At 64.9% G+C, this 20,751-nt stretch carries 7 protein-coding genes; all 7 read right to left on the minus strand.

The annotated features are described in order from the left end of the window. Positions 1-2 precede the first annotated feature (2 nt). Entirely contained in the window at positions 3-3,656 is a 3,654-nt protein-coding gene (gene pglX / locus AB0J71_RS38170) for a BREX-2 system adenine-specific DNA-methyltransferase PglX (protein ID WP_364418918.1), read from the minus strand. Then, on the minus strand, positions 3,653-7,996 hold the full coding sequence (pglW, locus tag AB0J71_RS38175) for a BREX system serine/threonine kinase PglW (RefSeq protein WP_364418920.1): 4,344 nt from the start codon (positions 7,994-7,996) through the stop codon (positions 3,653-3,655). The genes pglX and pglW overlap by 4 nt, the downstream gene beginning before the upstream one ends. A 190-nt stretch (positions 7,997-8,186) precedes the next feature. Continuing rightward, the gene (locus AB0J71_RS38180; RefSeq protein ID WP_364418922.1) at positions 8,187-12,815 is read right to left on the minus strand and encodes a DEAD/DEAH box helicase; all 4,629 of its coding nucleotides are present in this window, start codon (positions 12,813-12,815) and stop codon (positions 8,187-8,189) included. A 31-nt stretch (positions 12,816-12,846) separates the two neighbouring features. Next, positions 12,847-14,898 (minus strand): Hsp70 family protein, encoded by a 2,052-nt coding sequence (locus AB0J71_RS38185; protein ID WP_364418924.1) that lies wholly within the window; start codon positions 14,896-14,898, stop codon positions 12,847-12,849. Next, a complete protein-coding gene (locus AB0J71_RS38190) occupies positions 14,882-15,607 on the minus strand; it encodes a hypothetical protein (protein ID WP_364418926.1) in 726 nt (241 codons plus the stop codon). Before AB0J71_RS38190 ends, AB0J71_RS38185 begins: the two co-directional genes overlap by 17 nt. Beyond that, positions 15,604-17,268, minus strand: coding sequence for a hypothetical protein (locus tag AB0J71_RS38195; RefSeq protein WP_364418928.1), 1,665 nt, complete (start codon positions 17,266-17,268; stop codon positions 15,604-15,606). Before AB0J71_RS38195 ends, AB0J71_RS38190 begins: the two co-directional genes overlap by 4 nt. Before the next feature lie 79 nt (positions 17,269-17,347). Further along, positions 17,348-20,665 (minus strand): hypothetical protein, encoded by a 3,318-nt coding sequence (locus AB0J71_RS38200; protein WP_364418930.1) that lies wholly within the window; start codon positions 20,663-20,665, stop codon positions 17,348-17,350. Positions 20,666-20,751: the final 86 nt, after the last annotated feature.

Genomic DNA, 20,751 nt, shown 5'->3' on the forward strand with positions numbered 1-20,751 from the left:
CGTCATGCCTTCTTCCGCCCGCGGCCGGTCGCCGCCGGACGCCACGCCTTCAGGTTGTCGTCGGTCAGGGCGTACCTGAGCTGCTGGCCCTCCAGGTAGCCGCTGAGGGCATTGGCCCAGGAGTCGCCATGGTCCGGGTCGATGTCGGCGTGCCACTGCTTCACCCAGGGCAGCACCTCGTGCAGTCCCGCGATCAGCGGGGTGAACTTGTCGGCCTCCCACAGGTCGTGGGTGGCGCGCTCCTCGATCAGCATCATCAGCGCGTAGCCCTGGTCGCGGTGGTCCCATCCCGCCCAGCCGAGCAGCAGGCTCTTGTCGGACTCGGAGCCGGCGTTCTCGTAGGAGATGAACCGTTCCTTGGGCACGTCGAGCTTGCCGCGGTTACGCCAGTAGGCGGTCTTGCGGAAGTCGGCACTGGTGTACTTGGGGGGAACCGGGATGTTCAGGCGCTCGCCGGTGGCGTCCTCTTCGCGCTGCAGGTCCCAGGTGCGTTCCCACTGGGCACGCTTGCGCAGGCCGGTGTCCTTGTAACGGAGCGCAGCGAGGTATGGCACGTGCTCGTCAGCGATGATCTCGGCGAGCACGTCGGCCAGGTCGGCGTCCGGGCCCTTGAGAAGGCGGGCCACGTTCACCACGTCGGCGTCGGAACGCAGCTTGTCGGCCAGCCGGTTCACGGTCATCGGCCTGGGCTGTGGTTTGCTGTACTCATCCGGTGCGAACCACAGCTCTCTGTCCTCGCAGCGGTCCAACAGCCAGGTCGTCAGGGCCTCGCGTGCCTTCTTCTCCCAGGGTTCGGAAGCCCAGCGGCGCTTGCACTCGGCGCGTTCAATCAGCGCGATGTCGCGGCGCTTCTCGATGACTGCGATCCGCTTCTCGACGACCCGCTTGTAGTCCTCAGGCCAATGCTCAGGGATCTCGGTGATCGGCGTAGACCCGTGCCGGGCGAACCACTGCGTCTCGACCTCCCCGGCGGCCATCTTCCGCGCGAGCACGATCTCGAAGGCCCGCTCGCCGAGGTTCAGCCCCGGTACGGCTTTCGCATCCAAGCGAAGCTCAGCGGCCTCGTGCTCATCGATGAGGCTGTAGAGCTGGTAGACCTCCCAGTCGAGCTCCTCCTGGAGCGCTACCATCCGGCCTCGGAGTCGGGCGTGCTCGCTCTGCGCTGCGTCCAGTCGGCCACGGGTCGGTACGGCTTGCGAACAGACAGCCGACGGCTCAGCCTGACTCAATCCTTGGGCGAGCCGGTCTAGCTCCCGCCCGAGTTCCAACGGCAGTACGGCAGGCAGCGGGAACTCCTGCAACTTGGTCCCGGTGAACTCGTATCGATCCGACCAGGACTCGGCGCTAACGCGAGCCCCTTCGTCCCCCATAGGGTCGCCCCCCTTGGGATAGCTCACCTGCTTGAGCCAGAAGCACGCGGTCGAGCTGTTTAGCACCCCCAGCAACTCCAGGTGCTCATCCTCCGTGCTACGTTTTGGCAGTTTAATAATAGGAGCGGTTCGGTTGAAGACTTTCTCTTGCCGATCTAGAACGAAATGGTTGTGGGTTGCAACGAAAGAGAATGTGATAGTTAGTCCGCCATGCCTCTTCGTAAAGAACATGGAGTATGCCGTCCACGGCAGCCCGCGCTCTAGTTGCGTCTTGCCAAATGCGACGCGAATTCTCAATTGTGTGCGAAAAGGCCAAAGGAATTTCTCAACTTCGGGGGAGCTTGCCGGTTCAAGTGACGAGATATTGTATGGCCAAATGGCCTGGACGTCTCCAGCGAAGCTCCAGTCCCGAAGATATTCCCCATCCAGCAGTGAGCGGCGAAGTGGCTTGCTGATCTTTGACCGGCGCAGAGCGCCCTCGCCCACGATGAAGGTTTCGTTGTCCCGGGTGACTGCGCTCGTCCCAAGTTCAGCCTTGGCGCCAAGGGAGGTGATGCCGACGCGCTCAATCGCCGTTAATAGTTCCGAAGCGCCACCTCCGCTGAGACTCCATGGGTGTTCGTGCAGCGCTTCTCGCTGAAGATCTGCGACGCTCACCCACGCACTTTCACTGCTTGGATGAGTAACCTGATTGACGATCGCTCGCCATACTTTGCCATCGGCTGGGTTCGGGGGCTGGCTTGGTTCACCTCGGATGCCCATAACGGTGCGGATGGCTCTGTTCGCAGGCTCCTGATTCCGCCCGATGATAATGACCGTGGGAGTGCCGTGGCCAGGGATGTAGGCCCCAGAAGTGTCGATAACGTGGGTAAGGTCCACCTTTGTGGAGAAGAACTCTTCGATCAGCTTCTTGCCGAACTCCCGCTTCATGAAGGAGTTAGCCGTGATCTGACCGACGTAACCAGCTCCTCGACGGTTGTCTCTGCCGGATGTGGCCAGGTCGAAGAAGCGCTCGGCGAAGGGAACAGAGAGTGCGTAGGTTCCGGCGCAAGTCTCATAGTGCGTCCGGTAGCGCTCGTTCTCAGTCTTGTCCTTGACCGTGATGTAGGGCGGGTTGCCGACGACCACGTGGTACGACTCGGGGGCGAGGATGTCACAGCGCTGGACATACTCGGCTACATCCTCGGTGGCGAAAAGGAAAGCGTCCACCTCGGTGATGGCGCCCTGGCCCTGGCGTTCGCGGCGAAACAGTAGGGTGTCGCCGACCGCGACGTTGATGGGGAACTCAGGGGCCTTGTCCAGCGAGGTGACCTGGCCTGCCTGGAGGGCGGCGATCAGGAGGCGGAAACGGGCGACGGCCGAGGCGAACGGGTTCTTGTCAATGCCGTGGACCGACATCAGGGTCCGCCGGATAAGGTCCCAGCGGTCAGCGCCCGGAGCCTCCAATTCCCACCGGGAGAGGACCCGCTTGAACGCCCCCAGCAGGAAGTGCCCGGAACCACAAGTCGGGTCGATCAGCCGGAATTTACCATTGAGAAACTCCTCACGGAACTCGTCGAGGGCCGGCGTCAGCGTGTAATCGAGGATGAACTCCTCGACGAATTCCGGCGTCTGGAGCAGGGCATACGTCTTCTTGGCGTGCTCCGACAGGTCTTGATACAGGTCGCCCAGGAACCGGGTGTCCTCGCTGGCGAAGTCGTGGACGATCTGCCGGTCGGCGTCGGTCGTCCGCCAGAACGCCAGCAGCGCCTGCGCCACCGGGTGTGAAGGCCCCGCCAGCCGGGCGGCGGCGGCGTGCCACCGGGCCTCGGCGGACAGCACAGACTTGTCCTCGGCAGCGGGCCGGGCGATCATCCACATCGGGTTGTGCTCAAAGTCGAACAGTCCGGCCACTACCGGAGACATCGCCATCGCGTTGAATCCGGCCAGGATCCAGTCACGGTCAGTCTTCTCCGGGTGCGCCTTGAAGAAGTCGCCCTGCCGCTCCTGGGCGATGTCCAGCCGCTCACCCGGACCCGCCAGATAGGGCAGGTTGATCAGCCGGTTGTCCTCGCAGAATCGCAGGAACACAGTTCCCAGCACCCAGGCCACCGCGGCCTGGGTAACCCGGTCATCCAGCCATGACTCGAACGTCGCCGCCGTGCGCGAGGCCGTACGGGCGGCGTCCCACTCGCTTCGCAGTCGCGTATCCACTGCGGCGTCCTCGGCGGCGCAGGTCCGCAGGTCGTTCTCCAGCGTGGCGACCTGCTTGCGGAGGTCGGTCAGCAGCGCCGTACGGTTGATCACGAAGCTCTCCGGGGGGTGTCGGGAAGGGCGTCGAGCAGAGCAGCCATCGCCTCGCGGGACAGGGCCAGCTCCTCGTTGCCGCCAGGGATCACAGGGATCGCCTGGCCGTCGAGCTGAGCCCGCTCGCGGGGGTCGGCCATCGGGGCGAGCAGCCACACGCCGTGCGGGGTCTCCCCGGCACTGCGGGCGGCGTCGGCGAGCCTGGCCAGCAGCTCGGGGCCTCCGGCGTACCGGGAGATGGCCTTCGTGCCCCGGTCACGCTGGGAGAACGGGGTGGCGTCGTGCAGCAGCACGACCCCCTCCCGGGCCATGATCCGCTGTTCGACCAGCGCGAACGCCTCTGTGGTCATGTCGGCCAGGCCGACCTGGTCCTCGGGGGGCGCGTCGGATGTGTCGGTGGACAGCACATCCGGCCACTCGGGCACGCCCCACTGGTCGCGCACCTCGCGGAGCGCGGTGACGAACTCTTCCGTCACGTTCACCCGGGAAACCGACAATTCGGGCATCGCGTCGAGCAGGCCGGGGAGGGACGCCGCCTGCTGGATCCTCGCCTTGATGACGAGGAAGCCGCCGCGCTCCGCCACCGTGGCGAGCCGGGAGATCGCCTCCGACGGCGGCAGGAGCCCGGGCAGCCCGGTCGCGGTGCGGGTGGTTGTGCTGGGGATGCGCGTCACCAGGGTTGTCGATGGCACGTAGTAGCGGCCGCCCGCGTCGATCTCGACGGAGAGCCCAGCGTCCTTGAGGACCTTGCGCAGGCCGCCGGCGTGATCGGGGAAGCCGGTCAGCGCGGGAAGCCGAGAAAGGACCCGCTCCCGCAGTTCCTCCGGCTTGATCGCGGCCGACAGCATGCCACCGACCTGCGCCAGCCGTACGGCGCGGATGGGATCGAGATCGACGGGATAGATCTCGAACCGGGGGGTCACCGCCGCGTGCGCGGAGGAGGCTGCGGCGAGGGAGACCAGGCGGGTGTCAGGCAACGGCGGCATACCCTCGGGGACGGCCACGCCGCGCAGCGCCCGCAGCGCGGCGGCGGTCACCGGCAGCGGATCCCGGCGGGACAGCTCGTCGGCCTTCGCGCCGAGCAGCAGCGCGTAGTCCAGGAGCTGGGCGTCGCTGGGCAGCGTCGGGTCGTCCTCGGCGACGAGCGCCACCAGCACCCGGTCGGCGCCCTTGCGCCGCTTGAGCAGCCGGGGGTTCTCCAGCCGCTCTTCGGTCTCGATTGCCACCCGCACCGCCGCACCCGCCAGGGCGAGACGCGCGGCCGTACCGTCAAGCGTGGACCCGCGGCGGGCCAGCAACTCGGTGGCGAGCTCCGACACCTCCATGACGCGGCCGTTCTGAGTGAGGATGTCGAGCAGCTCGTGGCGGAGGGCGGTGACGGTGGGTTCTTTGGCCCAGCGCTCGCGTGCCTTGCCGATCAGGTGCGCGATGTAGCTGGCTGAGACGCCGAGCTGTTCGGCGATCTCCTTCTGCGGGGTCCACGGCTTGACCGGGGACGGGCTGCCGTCCAGGCCGGGTAACGCCAGGGTGAGGAGGACAGCCCTGGCCGCGTTGTCGGCCGCGTCCGCCGCGTCACCGGGCTTGGTCCTGGTGGCCTTGGGCACCAGGCGGCTGACGATGTCGTCGAGGTTGAGCGCGCCGTACTCCTCAGCCTTCGGCTTGGGAGCCTCTTCGGACTTGGCTGTCCGTTTGACGATAGCGCTGGCCTGGGCCAACTCGGTGATCTGGAACCGGCGGCGCCATTCGCGGGCGCGCTTGAGCAGTTCGTTGCGAGGGGCGACACCCACGCCGCGCAAGCGCTGGACACGAGTGCCGGGGATCCTGATGAGTTGGCCCACTGTCTCGGCGCCGAGATTGTTCAAGGCGACTGACAAGGCTCTCGGGGTGAGTCCAGCGGCGGCCAGCGGGGTCAGCTCAGTTGCGGCCTCGGCAGCCCGGTCACGGGCCTCGATTGGGTCGATCGCCTCGTCGTGACCCGTGGTGGTCGTGGTCAGCGGGCGGGCGTCCTCCAGCGCACGGAACACGTCCCGCCAGGCGTCACGCATCTCCAGCAGCGTGCGGAAGCGCTTGCCCGCATCTCTGGCCAGGGCGGCGGTGAAGAACTCCACCAGGCCCTCGCGGATCTGGGCGTCGAACCGGTCCTCGGCGAGCTGCGGCACGGTCTCGGACGGGTCGAGCAGCTTCGGCTCGGTCGCGCCGTCACCCCAGGCGGGATGCTCGGCGCTGGCCATCTCGTGCAGGGTGACGGCGAGCGCATACCGCTCGGCGTGGTCGTCGTAGACCGGACGCCGATCAGAGCCGACGAAAGGGTCCAGGTAGGGCGGGGTGCCGGCGGTGACGGCCTTTTCGTCGGCGTCGGCGAGGGAGAAGTCGAACAGCACCAGGCGGGTCTGCCGGTTGGGCAGCGTGCGGATGGCGAGGTTGTCCGGTTTGAGGTCGCGGTGTCGTACCCCTTCCCCCTGGAGAAAGTCGACGGCGGCGAACAGGTGATCGCCGTAACGTTCCAATTCCTCGATGGAGAGCTGGCCGTCGCTGCGCAGGTAGTCGGCGAGCGTGGTCTCGCCGGCCCGGTCGAGCACGATAAGGGTGCGCCCGCCGAGCTCCCTCGGGCCCTCGACGAGGCGGACGATGTGCGAATCGCGCAGGCGGCGCAGAACCGCCGCCTCGCGCTCCAGCCGGGGGATGGCCGCGTCGTTGAGCGCCACCTTGAGCACGGCCTGCTGGGTTGCCTTCTCCACGGTGCGCTCGGCGAGCAGGGCGCGAGCCGTGGAACCCTTGCCCAGCGTGCCGAGGATCCTCCACTCGCCGATGACGGCACCGCGCGCAGCCTGGAGCGGGTCCTCCTCCTCGGGGGCGGTGAGCCGTTCCTCGACCAGGTCGAGGCGCTGGAGCAGGGCGCGGACCGTCTCGATCCGGTCGCACACCTCGGGCCGGGTGGCGTCCCTGACGAGCTCGTCGATCAGCGGGTCCATCGAGTCGGCGACCGCGCTGGGCACCAGGCCGTTGCGCTCGGCGAGCCGCTTCATCAGCTCGCCGCGGCCGTCCGCTGGTGGCCGGCCGGTCAGGATCAGATAGGCGCAGGCGCCGAGGCCGAACACGTCCAGCGGCACGCTCTCGGCCTGCGGCTGGACGAACTCCGGCGCGAGGTATGCCTGGGCGGCCTTCTCGATGTGTCCGGCCAGCGCGGGCGCCGCATGCTGAGTGAGGGTCTGCCTGGCGGGCGAGGTGGTGTGGGTGAGAAGGGCGGTCTGCCAGTCGGCGACTATCAGCTTCGGGTAACGGCCCTGCGAATGGAACTCCACCCAGATGCTGCGCGCGGCCAGCGCCCGGTGGAACAGATGCCGTCGGTGGGCATGGTCGAGTGCCTCGGCCAGCTGCCGGATCATGTCCAGGCGCGTGTCGACGTCGAGCTGTGCGCCGTACTCGGCCATGTAGTGGTCTAGGCGCAGCCAGCCTGGCTTGTGCGGGAACAGTACGGCGGGGCCGGCGTCGTGCTCGTCGCTGAAGTCAAGAGCCTTGAGGATGCCAGGGTGGTCGATGCCCTGTAGGACCAGATACTCGCGACGGGCGACCCTGCGAGTGGCCTCGCGCTCATCCTTGGTGGCGCGCAGCTCGGACAGGTAGATGCGCACCCGCCGGTGCTGACCCGCCAGGGCTGTGCTCTCGGCGAGGTAGTCCTCCCAGGTGGGCCCGGTGTCCAGCGACCTGGGCGCGAGCTCCCACGGCCCGACCTTGCGGTGCCTGCGGAGGGCGGTGACGCCGATCTTTTCCAGGATCTCAGGCAGTTTGCGTGAGAACGCCGGGTCGACGCGGTTGCGCTCGCTGCGCGGAGGCAGGCCGAGCAGGTCCTTCCAGATGCCGGGCAGGCCGGTGTTTTTGTCGTCACGGCCGTAGACGTTGAGCTGCTGAATGTCGTCGAGGCGGCTTTCCAACGTGGGGTCGGACAGGAAGATAGCGGGCGCGATGTAGGGGAGGCGCAAGTTGCGCAGGCCAAGCTGCCCAATCGCCCACTCGAGCTGGCTCTTGAGCTCCTTGCACTTCTGGTTGGTGAGCTCGAGCGGGTTCTCGATGGAGCGGACGCGGTCGGAGCTGAACAGCCAGGTGCTGCCCTGGTTGACGACCTTGCCGGGGTGGCTCTTGATCTCTACGAGGTAGAGCCCGCCCTGGGTCACGATGAGCAGGTCGACCTCGCGGGGGTGACCGGACTGCGCGGTGAAGGTGAAGGTTTGCCAGGCCCGGTACGGCTCAGCATCCGGCATGCGGTCACGGATGTGCTTGAGGGCCTCTTCTTCCCAAGGGAACGTCGAGCGAGGGCCCTGCCAGCGATGAGACCCAGACATTCCTCACCCTTTGCCTCATAATCGCGGGAGATCCTGGTCGATCAGATGCCTGCCGCGGACAAGATGTGCCCCACCCGCGCGCGGTTGAGCGCATCTCGTTTTCCACACAAACCTTGCCCGAGCACTTTTGGCAAACGATCGTACAAGTTTATAGATGATGATCTACGAATGGAACCCTATCTTGTGTGACTTAACGTGGTAGTTCCTCGACTTTTAGTGAGCCGTCCCCGGTTAGGAGCTGGAGGACCTTGACCGCCTCGCCGCGGCGCAGCAGATCGTGACTCCGCTCGTTGCGTCGGTTGCGCAGGCATCCGTAGCAGGAGGTCTCCTCACCGCAGTCACAGTCGGAGACCCGCTTCAACGCGGTCTCGACGACGCGGTCCAGCGACTCAGCGATGCGCATCACCGATCCGGCTCCTCCTGGGACGGAGTCGTAGATCACCAGGCTGGTCTCACCATCGCCGCCCGGGTGGACGGCCCCGTCTATGTCACTCCTGCTGATCTCAAGGCCATTCGCGGCTCCCTCGAGCAGGGCGTAGAGGGTGGAGACCCACTGCGGCATGGAAAGTCCCAGAGACTCCAGACGCAGCTGCATGATGTCGGTCTCGTAGGTGTGGGCGAGTGAGCGCCAGCGCAGCTTGCCCTTGCACTCGGACTGCCGCATGGGGTGAATGTGCGTGGCTGCCTGCTTGCCTCGGCCCAAGTTGAGCGTCGCCCACCCGCACCAGTCGCAGATCAGGTACCCGCCGCCGGTCGGCCCCTCGGCCAGCGCGACCATCTTGCCGCGCGAGCCGGAGCGGCACTGCACGGAGAGCCCGTTCGTCGCCCGCCAGATCTGCTCGACCGGTTCGGCAGCGAGCGACACCACGTGGGTGGCCCCGTTCCATGAGGTCTTCGGCGGGCTCATGCCGGGCTTGGCCGTCTTGTACTCGGCGACGAAGCCGAACTCCGGCACGTAGTACTCGCGCGCCTGCGAGTCGGCGGTCGTGCCGCAGGCCGGACAGACCGGATCGAGCGTCTCGCTGCCCTGCCGGAAGTGCTGGCAGTGCTTGCACACGTAGTAGTAGTTGCTAATCAGCTCCCGACCGGGAAGGCGATAGAGACCAGCCGAACGCCACAACACGCCACCGGCGACGACCTCTGAGCCGGGCGCGTATTCGTAGATCGCACTGGACAGGTCACGGTCCAGCTCCAGCCGTGCTCCGACCGAGCTGTCGCAGTGGGCAGTTCGCAGCTCAACGGTGTCCACCGGAAAGCCGTACTTGGGCAGCACGTTGCGGTTGGCCAGGAAGCCGATCAGGTTACGCCGGGTAAGGGTGTTGATGGTTCGCTGGTAGCGTGCGGCCTGGTCGAACTTCTTGTTGTCCGCGCACTCCTTGATGCGCTGCTCGAACGTCTCGATGTCCTGCGCTAGCTCCTGCCGTACCTTCTCCAGGAGATCGCACAGCACGATCATCCAGGATTCTGACTCCACCCCGATTTCGGCCTGCACCGACGGAGGCAAGATCCGTCGGAGGGACGCGGTGATCTCCTCGGGCACGGGGGTGAGGAAGTTCGCCACCAGGGTGGAGGGCGCGTCCTTGCCACCATCGGGGGCGAGGAAGAATTCGCCAGCCGTGCGCCAGACCTCCCCGCTGGTTGCCCTGGCGTGGCGGAAGAACGCCGCGATCGCGACCGAGTGCGCGTGCCTGCGGTCGATCCGCTCGTTGCCCAGCGGCACGTACGGCGCGCGCACCTGGCCCGCGATCATGGTCTCGGGCTCCTGGTATCGGGACAGGTCGTGGGACCTTCGCTGGGCGTAGGTCAGCACGAGTGCCGCGGAGTCGGCCCGCCGTCCGGCCCGTCCGGCGCGCTGAATGTAGTTGGCCGTCGTCGGCGGCATGTTGCGCAGCATGACCGTCTGCAATTCGCCCACGTCGACGCCGAGCTCGAACGTCGTCGAGCAAGACAGCACGTTGACCTCGCCGCGCAGGAACTTCTGCTGGATGTCGGCGGCCTCGTTGCCGGTCCACTGGGCGGTGTGCTCCTGGGCGACCAGCGGGATCGGAGACATGGTCTGGTAGAGCGTCCGATAGTGATCGGAGTCCGTCGTCGTTTCGACCAGTGTGCCTGCGCAGCCGAGGGTGGGACACACCCCTCGCACGGTCACGGTCGTGATGCGCCTGCAGAGGTCGCACCGGTAGATCTCCGCGGCGGGGGAGAGCATCAGGTGGGCATGGCTGACCTGGTGCACCACGCCGATCCTCGGCACCTGGTCCTTAGGCAACCAGCCGTCCTTCATGCTGGTGAGCAGATCCCAGAGTTTCCCCAGCACCTCCTTCGGATCAACAGGCGATCCGACCGCCTGAAGGACCCGCTTGAGGTAGTCGAGTCGCCGGTTGACTCCTCGCGTCGGCACCCAGCTGAGCACCTTGAGCTTCGGCTCGGCTCCGTCCTTGCGGACGTAGATAGGGCCGCGCCGGGGGTCGAACGCCTCGTCGCGAGGGTCGACATCCTCCAGCATGGTGATCGCGCCCTGGTTCCGCAGGGAGCGGGTTAACTCGGCGAGCAAGGTCCAGCACTCCTCCTCGGAAAGCCCAAGGCCGAGGAGCGGCGGCGGCAGCTTCCACCGGGGATCTCGTTCCAGCTCCACGCGCATCAGGCCGAGGCCCTCCAACGACTGGCGCTCGTCCATCGCGACCAGCTCACGCATCAACCAGAGAGAGACCGCACGCAGCTTCGTCTGGGAGCTGTCCCTGCGCTGGAAGACACCTGCATCGGTCGCGGCCCTGGTCGCATGATGGAGCAGGTCAACGACAGGGACCCTGTCATCAGTCTTGGCCGCCCTGGTGAGCCCGTCGAGGATCAGGCGGCGTTGCTGCAGGTTGGTGTAACTGTTTTCCAGGTAGGGGGCGAAGAATGCCGCCTGCTGTCGACTGTCGCTGAAGCTTAGTAGCTTTCGGCCTCCTCCCGGCTGGTCGGCGATGTCGTCGTCGGGCGCAGGAGGCAGCTCCTGGTAAAGCGCGGTGGCCAGGACGGCTGCCGCTGCGTCGTTTCCGCTCTCGAACTGCCGGATTTGCCCGGAGCCCCTGGCGCCACAGGCCAGGCAGCCCGTTGGGGAACTGGCCTTGGTGTTCAGGCGCCTGACCGGCCGCAGCTGCGTCTCGCCGCAACCGTTGCGTCCGCAGGTCATAGGGAGAATGGCATGCAACGCGCCACATCGGGGGCACAGGTGGCCGTCCTGCGCGTCGGTCTCTGGCCCTGGCTCAAGCGTCACGTCGTCCTCGTCGGCGACCTCGGGAGCGTCACCGATCAGGAGCCAGGTTCTAGAGTCTTTGTGCTTGATCCGGGGGGTGAAGACCGCGCCACCGGCCGACATCTCCACCGCACCAATCAGGTGCACCGCACCGCACCGCTTGCAGCCGGCGAGCTCGAACATGGCGCCGTCGCACGAAGTGCAGACTTCGTGCCTGCCGAGGGAGACGTGCGGTCCGGCGCCCGTCAGACAGGTGAAGGCGCCCTCGGTGGCACGGGCGAACAGGTGGTACCGGGCCGAGAGCACGGAGGTGCCGGACGTGTCGTGGACCCGGCTGCCGACCTGCACCAAGGCGGAGAGCGCGGACTCGGGATCGTCCTGGCCGCCGAAGATCAGTTGGGCGAGTTTGTCGAACGACTGCGGTCCGCCTGAGAGGGCGCCGCGAAGCGTGGCCATGGCGTGCTCGTGGGCGAGAGCCGTACCGGCGTCGGGGTAGTCGCCGTCCGCTCGCCAGAACAGCTCCTCACCAGAATCGTCGCTCTGCGCCAGCTCCCGGTAGTCCTGTGCGGTGAGCGGTCCCCAGAACGGCCCATCTGGCATGGGCACCCGCGTCGCACTGACGAGGTCCTTGCGATTCTCGTTGCCGTCGACCCACTCGAAGTCGACGTTGAACAGTTTTTTCGCGAAATCCATGACCGCTGTTGGCTGGTCGCCCACAGTGGCACTGGTGGCGATGCACTGCAGCCGCTGCTCGGGCGCCACCCGATCGCGCAGGCGGCGCAGCAGCATGCCGAGCTCCTCGGCTTTCGCGCCGTCGTAGACGTGGGCCTCGTCGAGCGCGATGAATTGCCAGTGCCCGCCGTGGTCGCCCTCGAAGAGATCCATGTCGGCGGGGCGGAGCAGCAGGTACTCCAGCATCGCATAGTTCGTCAGAAGAATATGCGGAGGACTGTCGCGCATCTCCTCCCGGCTCAGCAACTCGTTCGTCAGGCGTCGCTGTCCAGGGTTGAGCTCCTCGAAATGGGCGGCGCCCTTGTCCGCCTGTTCGGGTGTGTCGCCGGTATAGCGTCCGAAAGTGATGTACGGCACCGCCGCCAGAAGTTGCCTGAGGCGCTTCAGCTGGTCGTTGGCCAGGGCGTTCATCGGGTAGAGCAGCAGCGCCCTCACACCCGGGCCAAGCTCACCCTTCGCATGCTCCTTCGCCAGGCAGTCAAGGATTGGGAGTAGGAAACTCTCCGTCTTGCCCGAACCGGTACCTGTCGCGACGACAAGGTTCCGCCCGGCCGTGGCCTTTCGCAGCGCTCGCTCCTGGTGCAGGTAGAGCGGACGGTCCAGTGGCAGCGCGGGGCCTCCGAGCTTGGCGAACTCCTCACCCAGCACCTTCTCCTCGATCAGCTCCCGGAGGGTGGCACCAGTTTGGTACGGCGGCGTTGCTTCCAGCAGCGGACCCTTGGTCAGGATCGGGCTGTTCGTGATCTCCGCAGCCAATGCTTCGGCGATCTTCGGGTCCCGTACGGGCAGGATCGATCGCAAGTATCGCCGGTAGGTGTCGTTGATGAGAGCACTCGTCTTGAGCGGGTCCACGGTTCACTCCGGAGGGAAAGATCGGGTGAGGTCAGCGGCCGTTGACGTCAGGTCGTCGCGGCTTCAGCGGAGTCCTAGGCAGAAACATCCAAATACCGCCCGCAAACTGGATGCCAAGGACGCGATCCTTGTCGAACAACCAGGGAAAGTCGGCTTGCAGTTCGGCGTAGTTGTCGTTGGTGACGATGGTCGCGTTCTTGCGCGTGGCCAGCTCGACCACCGCACGATCTGCCTTGCCATGCGTTCCGGCGGCCACTTGGACGAACTCGCCGTGGCTGATGCCCTCCACGAGTGCAGGGCGCTCAGCTTCGTCGAGCTGGTGCCGTAGAGCGGGGTCAACGAACACATCAACCGATGCGCCAGGGTGCTCACGCTTCAGAGCGGTTACTGCTTCGACGAGCTGCGCGAAGCTGGGCCGCTCGCCGCGGGTCAGAGGGGTGCGAAGCCAGGCGATATTGGACCCGTCCACCACAAATCTCGGACCCACAGGCGACGGCGCAGGAGCTGCCGTGCTTGGCGTGGCGCTGAACTGCGGGAGGGCCGTCGGCGGGGTGGGGCGGACGACTCGCAGTGGTGGGGTGAGACTGAGCTCGTGGAGCTGGACCCTGATCTCTTCTGGAGAGATGGAGCCGCCGTGGGTGAACTCCTTCACCTCCTGGTCGAGAACTACCTCGCCGGTCTTGGTCAGCGTGGCCTTGACCTTGAGCAAGCCGTCATCTGTGTAGGTGTACTTGAGAAGGAATTGCGCTTCGTCGCGGGGAAGCGGTTCGGGGTACTTCAACCGCAGCGTGGTGAGCTGGAAATTCTCTTCATCGTCGAGCGGCTTGGCGGGGTCGGCCTCCCACACCTGGATCGACAATTGCGAACGGAAGTCCTCGATCGGTGTGTAGCTCTTCTCCCGGATGATGGGGAGGGGCGAGCGCTCCGGAATGATCGTACTGAAGATCCGCTTGTCGCTCTGCGGTTCCTTTGGGTCCCTGCTGCTGGTGCCGAGGGCGTACATCGATGAGACCTTGAGCACGCCGTCGATCTCTCGGTCGAAGATCGCTGCCGCTAATGCGGCACCGCGGGCGACGGCCGTCATTGGCTCACATAGTTTCGGATTCACGGTCTCGTCGTCCATTATGCGCTCGACCGCCCGTCGGACGCAGGGCATTTGGCTCGTTCCACCGATCATGAGGATGTCGTCGACTTGGATCGGGTCGATCCCTAGATCGTTCAGACACATCCGGACTGGCTGCAGTGCGCGCTCAACCAGATCTCCGATCGAGTTCTCGAGCTCTGCACGGCTGATATCGATATGCCTGCCGGTGCCTGGAACGCGAAGGGTGATCGTCTCCTCAGTGGACAGCTGAATCTTGGTTCGCTCGACCGCAAGAGCGAACTGGCGCTCCTCTGACGGCGAAAGATCGGGCATCCGGCCGACCTTACGAATGATCAGCTCACGGAGCCGGCCATCGATCTCAAGACCACCGAGTTGAGTGATGCCTCGAGAGGCCTTTTCGTGAAAGAAGCCATCGGTGTGTTCGAGAACGGTCACATCGATCGTGCCGCCGCCCCAGTCGAACACCATGATCGTGCCGTTCTGCTGGATGTGATGGGTGTAGGCCAGGGCAGCTGCTGTCGGTTCGTTGAGGAGAGCTTTTACTTGGATTCCGGCCGCTCGGGCTGCGGCACGAGTCCGATAACGCGCCCCACCTTTCGCATTGGCCGGGACCGTGATGACAGCGCTGTTGATCTCGGTAAGGCGGCTTCGTGCTCGCTCACGCATGGCACTGAAAACTCCGGCGGCGACGATAGTGGCAGGGAAACGTCGAGTTCCAACCGAAACGCCTCCCTCGCTCTTGAGCAGACGCTTGCACGCCTCGATGACATTCTCAGATCTGAGCTTTGCCTCCCAGCCGTAGAGGAGGCCAGAGCGAAGCGTGCTCTGACCTGCTATGGAAGGGAAGAGTGCTTCGAACGACGGTTGGAACCAGTCGGAGTCGATGTGGTCGGAGTCGAGGGTCAGTACTTCAACCTCCGAGCCGGTCCACTGGGCAACGACGGAGTTTGTTGTTCCGAAGTCAATGCCGGTGTTCACTGCTGCGTTGCTCCTGCTGATCGTTATCGTCTGAGATGTTCGTCGTCTTTACAATTATCTGCCCTGGGAGGAGGAGTTGCCCAGTTGCTGCGTCAAGGTAGGCAGGTTCGACCACCTCGAAATCATCATCGGCACCTCCTCCGTTGACGTTGATGAAGAAATCAAAATTCTCCATATCCATCATTCGATGAACACCCGCGCGAGCGAGTAGGTCGTCCACGAGCGTGGTCAGCTGTGCGGTGGTGATCCCGTGACGGACGGATCGATCCATCTCCACGAGCTGGGATACATGCAGCTTTCTACAACGGAAAGCTTCCAAGATTGATTGACGTAGTACACTCGAAATCTGTCGGAGTGCGATTTGATCATCAGAAAGTCCACTCAGGTCGGAAAGCAGTCGAGTGGCACGGGTGGAAAACTCGTCTAGTATTGCCGCGGGGTCCAGATCGACTTTCGCCTTGGCAATGAACTCGGCGCGTACTTGCTTCTCGAGTAGATCGCGCTCTTTTTCTTTCAGTTCAAGACGCATTTCCTTGCGGATCTTAGCCGCCAGTTGGTTCTCTAGCTCTACCTTTAGCTTCTGAATATCGTTGTTCTCGAAGCTGGCACTGGTCGAATCATCCACATTATCAGAGCGGCGCTTCCGCTGCGGTCCTGACCACTCCCTCGTCTTGCCGGCACCTCGTGGGGAGGGCTTCTGGGCTTTCATGTGGCACCGTCCATGGGGGTTATTTGATCGTCAAAGTCGATGAGCAGGTCGGGAGCCGCGAGGGATTTCAGGAATTGCAAGTCGTCCTGGCCGGTGGCCGTTCGACGAGGGAGTGGCTGGAGTGGCGGGAGCAGAGCCGAGGAGCGTCCCTCGGGGAAGTTGAGGGTGGCTGCGTCCAACGGGAGCGCGAAGAAGGGCGTACCGAATTTTTCGGCTTCGTGGAGTCTCTGCCAGGCGTCGTTGCATGCGGCGAGCTTCTCGACGTCATCGCGATGATCTGTGCTCAGATCGCGCCAGCGGGCATTCCAGGCCGGATCGCCGTGGGGCAGGCCCAGGATGAAGTAGGGGTTCTCCCAGGAAGTGCGGTTGTTAACAGAGATCAGACTGCGGTTGCGAACGATATCGAGATTCTTCTCGACGGTCGGATGGAGGTGGCGAACCTGATCGAGCAGCTTATCGGCCTTCTCCAGGTCCTCGTCCTTCCACTGGTCGGGTCGCTGAGCGAGGTAGGCAAGCATGTTATTGATCTCCGCCCGGAGGTCGGTGTTGGCGTCCACCTTCTCCAGGCTCTCCGCCTGCTGCACGGCACGATCGATCCGGCCGTCCAAGATGCAGTTATAAGCCGAGCAGAACGCGCGCCAGGCGTGGAATTCACCGTGGGTCGCGTTGATCAGTCTGGACCCGCGAGACGTCTTAGAATCGCGGTGCCCACCGTCCTCCTGAACCGACCGAGCCCACTGTTCGTCGAGCAGCCGCCACAGCTCTCTGTCTGAGGTGACATGTGCGGGCCACCTACCGACTGACATCCCATCCATTATTTCGTTGATCAGTCTTCTCTGCGGAGGCGGCAGCATGGTGCGCAGGGCGAAGAGGTCAACCTTGTCGCCGGTGTACAGAGCGGCCAGCATTTCCAGAAGGTCGTTGCCCATGACGGCATCTCCGTCGAGAAAGGCATGCCGTGCCGCGTTCTCTGCCCAGCTGATGTGCTCGGCATCGGCGCGGGAGATGGACTCGGGAACAAGCCGCGCGCGAAGGTAGGCCGACTCATAGGTGTCCTTGCGGTGGGCCCACGGCCCGTCATCCTGGCCGAGCACGCCTATGTCGACGAGATCGTCCACTATGGGCAGCGGGAGCTCGGGGATGAGCGGGAGGACCTCTTCCGGACTTATGCGGGCTGGATGGCCGAGGACGGCGAGGTAGAGGCGCCAGTAGATGTCACCGTCCAGCGATGCGGAATCGAGTTGGCGCACCGTGCCGAACATCGGCCGGGGTGCCGCCAGAAGCGCCACTCGTCGGATGCCTCGTTCGCTCATCCACGGAATGCCAGCTTCGAGCAGTCTGCGAAGGTGCGTGACGAGCTGGATCGGGTCGAGATCAATGAGCGCCGCCTTCAGGGCCGAAGGCAGCGTCGCGTCAGGGATCTCTTTCACGGAACGGCTAATGACGTCGTGGTATTCGCGCCCCGCATGGGGGCTGTCTTGCAGAAGCCATGTTAGAGACTGCCGGATGGCGATGACCGTGTCCGTGGCCTGAATGCCGAGGCGGGCCCACCCTTCCATCACCGGATCGGCGGTGCCCATTCCTGACCTTGCCGCTCGTTTTCGAGCGCGGCGCTGAAGCTCGGCTGCGATCAGCTCTGCCTGCGACGGTGTGTCGAACAACGGACGCCTCATATTGAATCAAGCGGGACTGGTGGTGCAGGAATGTTAACTAGGTGCATGTAGCTAGCGGAAGCGAGCTCTACTGGTCAGGTTGGTTGACCCGTCCGGCCACGAGGAGTTCCGCGAGTATGAAATCGATTGTGGTCAGATCGGGGGAAATCTTGGCCAGTGCCCGCCACAGCGGGCGGAACTGCTGTTCCAGGTGATGGCACCCGCCATGACCACGGGCGGCGATGCGCGCAACGAGGGCAAGGGCTATGGAGACCGCGGGCAGGGCCAGCCATCCGTCCCGACGCTGAGGATGAAAGCGGGCCTCAATGTGTCGTTCCAGCCCTTGGTATTCGGTGAGCTTAATGTTCATAGCCTCACGAAGCACACGGCCGGCCTGGTTGGCGACATCGCGGGCGTCGTAACTGTTGCGCTGGTCGAACAGCCGGTGTGCGGCGGCGACGCGGGTATCCTTCTCGAGGAGTGAGGAGGGTACGACACGGGCGGCGCCCCACATGGCCTCGAGTTGCTCAGCACTCTGCTTTGCCATCCACTCGGCGTCACGGCCGAACCTGCCCACTTCGGCGTAAGGATCCCCCTTACCGCGGAGCAGTCGAACGGCGGTCTCTCCGCACTGGGTTTCGATGTCCGCGAGCAGGTCGGAGTCGTTCTTCACCTCTGGCAGCGCCGGGCTGGTGAGCACGGCAGCGATGGCTGGAGACTTCCGCCACAGGCGACCGTCGGACTCGCGATACTCGTGGACGGGCGCGGCGGCCAGTCCGGTGGTGATCAGGGCGACAATGACTCGGTCCGGAGGTAGAGCCGTGTCGGAGAGCGCACGGACCGCATGGGCATGATGCCGCAGGACGGCTGCCGTTTCCTCGATCCGCTGCTTCGCGGAGGGGTAGTCGACGCGGTTGGCCAGGTCGATGATCGTCCAGAGGCGGTCCAGCTTGGACACCTGGAGCGGGAGGTCGTTCATCCCGGCCAGGTACCCGGAGATCGCGGCGTCCTCTTCGTCGGCTCCGCCGTACCGGCCGGGGACTTCGCACATGAAGATCTCCCGGAGGTGCGGCCAGCGAGGCCATTCCTCGCAGAGCCAGGGGTCCTCAATGGTCAGCCGTATGTGCATCCGTCCGGCGTCGACGAGATGCGGTGGGAGGGGAACCGTGCAGTCCTTCTCCACCGGGATGATCTCGGGGTCCCGCCAGGGTGCGGTCGTTAAATAGATCCCGGCTGTCAGTCCTTCGACCCAGACGCCGCCCTCCAGCGCCAGGTGATCTCCGTGATAGGTGACCTCGGAGGCCAGTTTGGCGGGTCGTACGCTGGCCACGGGCACGGCTCGGCCGAGCAACGGCAGGATGAGGTCGGCACTGTGGTGCACTTTCAGCGTGGTGGCGGCCCGCTTGAGGTTGTAGTGACCTCGCCCCGATGAGGCCACCTCCTGCACTGACTTGCCGCCGATCAGAATCTCGAAGGGTGGGAGCTTGTCGACGCTGGGAACCTCGATACGCAGGGACTCGATGTCCTCCACGTCTTCAGTCACCAGGCGAAGCGGGCCTGCATGCCAGCGTGGGCTCTGCCCAATCTCGTCCATCAGCACCCGCATGTGCGGCGGTGCGACGATGAACGGCTCGGTCTCATGGTCGGTGCTGCAAGTGACGACGTGCTCTCGCTCACGAGCGGTGAAGGCGAGCACATCTGGCTCCACTCGCATGCCTGGGCCGGCCGACAGCGATGTATGTCCTGGGACCAGCCCCTCCTGGTTGAACAGGCGGATCTGGGGAGCGGATCGGGAGCTGAGGCCCTCCGCGACGACGATTAAGCGGCGGGTGTTGCGCCCGATAGGACCTCGAATCGTGATGTCGAACGCGCCGAGGACAGGCCGAGGCAGCGAGGCCCACAGCTCCGTCGAGATCTCGGTGGGTTCGCTGACCGTGAAAGAGTCGGTGAAGACGCTGGGCCCGCCATCCGCAGGACGGACGTCAACCAGCCAGGTGGTCTCCATCTCGGCGGGCAGCCAGATTGACGGGAGGCCGGCGAACACGGTGGAGCCGTATGGGGTGGTCACACCGGCCACGGGATCGCCGGTGAGGATGCGGGGCTTGCTGTGTCCCCGAATTAGGTGACGCCGGGCCCCTTCGCCGTCCAGGCCGAGCCAGGTCGCGCCCTCGAGCGAGACCTGTACCAGCCGCCAGCCGTCCCAGCCGATGGGCAGAGGGCTTTCAGTGACGATGCGGGGCGTGGTGTCGCAGACTAGTTCTCGGTTGGCCGGGTGAAGCACCCAGACGATGTCCGGTGGCAAGTCCAGGCGACCGGGCAGGTGCCTGCCGCCGTCGTTGAAGATCAGGAGCGGGTCGCTCGGGTCGACAATCTCCAACTCGACTTCGTGAGCGGAGCCGTACAGGCACACCTGGGCCAGGCGAGCTGGCTGTGGCATTGCGAAGGTGGTGCTGGGAGCACCCTCAGCTGCGCCTACCCAGAGCGACCGGCTCCGGACCATAGTCTGAAGCCCGTCGACTGTCACGCTCCAACGCGCCGTTCCGTCCGGAGTGTCGCCGACCGGGGGAAGGATGATCTGGACCCCCTGCCCGAACGGGTCGAGGCCGAGCCGCGGCCTTTCGGTGCGGCTGCGCTTCAAATCCGCGGATCCGTCCCGCTTCAGATTGAGTTTGCCTTTAGAGGTAAGGGCTCGAGCCTCCTCGATAAATCGGGCGGGAAGACCGAGGCCGTCCAGGTCGGGGTCGAAGGAGTGAAGCCGCTCCATCATGTCCAGACAGCGGTCCAGGACGTCGGCGGCGTAGTTGGTGCCGTAGTGGATGAACCGGCGAGCGGGTTCATCCAGGCTGTTGAGCCGATGTTTCCCGCCGACCGCCCAGGTGAGGAGCGCCTCGGCGTCAAGAACCGGGTCCTGAGCACGACGTTGAAGGAGGAGACGGAAGAAATCCTCCAGGCAGAAGGTCGGAATGCCCGCATGCATCACGATCGGACCGACGTACTTCCACGGCATTTCAGGAAAAGTCGGCAGGCCAAAGGACTCCAAAGCCCGGATGAAGCCCCGACCCCATGTCGCCTGGTCTTGAGGAGTGGCGTTCCGGTAGCCGGATGCCTGCCACCAGTAGGGCCAGAAGGTTCCCTGTCGATATCGTGTCGCTGCCACGCCGGATAGCGCGACCGTCACGCATCCAGCCCAGCGGTCGAAGAACATCGGGTGCTTCCCCTCGACGATCTTCAGATGGTAGAGCTTACCGAGTGCCTTTGCGGCATCGATGAGGGTTTCGCTGCTCACTTCAAGCTCGGTGACGAGCGAGACGCTGCGAAGTCTGGTCTTCCAGTCGGCCTCGAGAAGATCGAGGAGCTCGGACGACTGCGCCTGCATGGAGGCACTGAGGCTGCCGGTCTGTGGCATGTCGTTACACCATGTCTGTCAAGGGGGCGTCAGGAAGCGATCGAGGCGCAGTGCTGCACAGGCTAGATGGTTAACCCGATAGAACG

Origin of the sequence: Nonomuraea sp. NPDC049637 (assembly GCF_040675235.1) — a bacterium.
Classification (GTDB): Bacteria; Actinomycetota; Actinomycetes; order Streptosporangiales; family Streptosporangiaceae; genus Nonomuraea.

What these genes read in the sequence shown, in the direction of transcription:
- pglW (WP_364418920.1), bottom strand. Translation starts at nt 7,996, where the DNA reads ATGTCTGGGTCTCATCGCTGGCAGGGCCCTCGCTCGACGTTCCCTTGG.
- AB0J71_RS38190 (WP_364418926.1), bottom strand. Translation starts at nt 15,607, where the DNA reads ATGAAAGCCCAGAAGCCCTCCCCACGAGGTGCCGGCAAGACGAGGGAG.
- AB0J71_RS38200 (WP_364418930.1), bottom strand. Translation starts at nt 20,665, where the DNA reads ATGCCACAGACCGGCAGCCTCAGTGCCTCCATGCAGGCGCAGTCGTCC.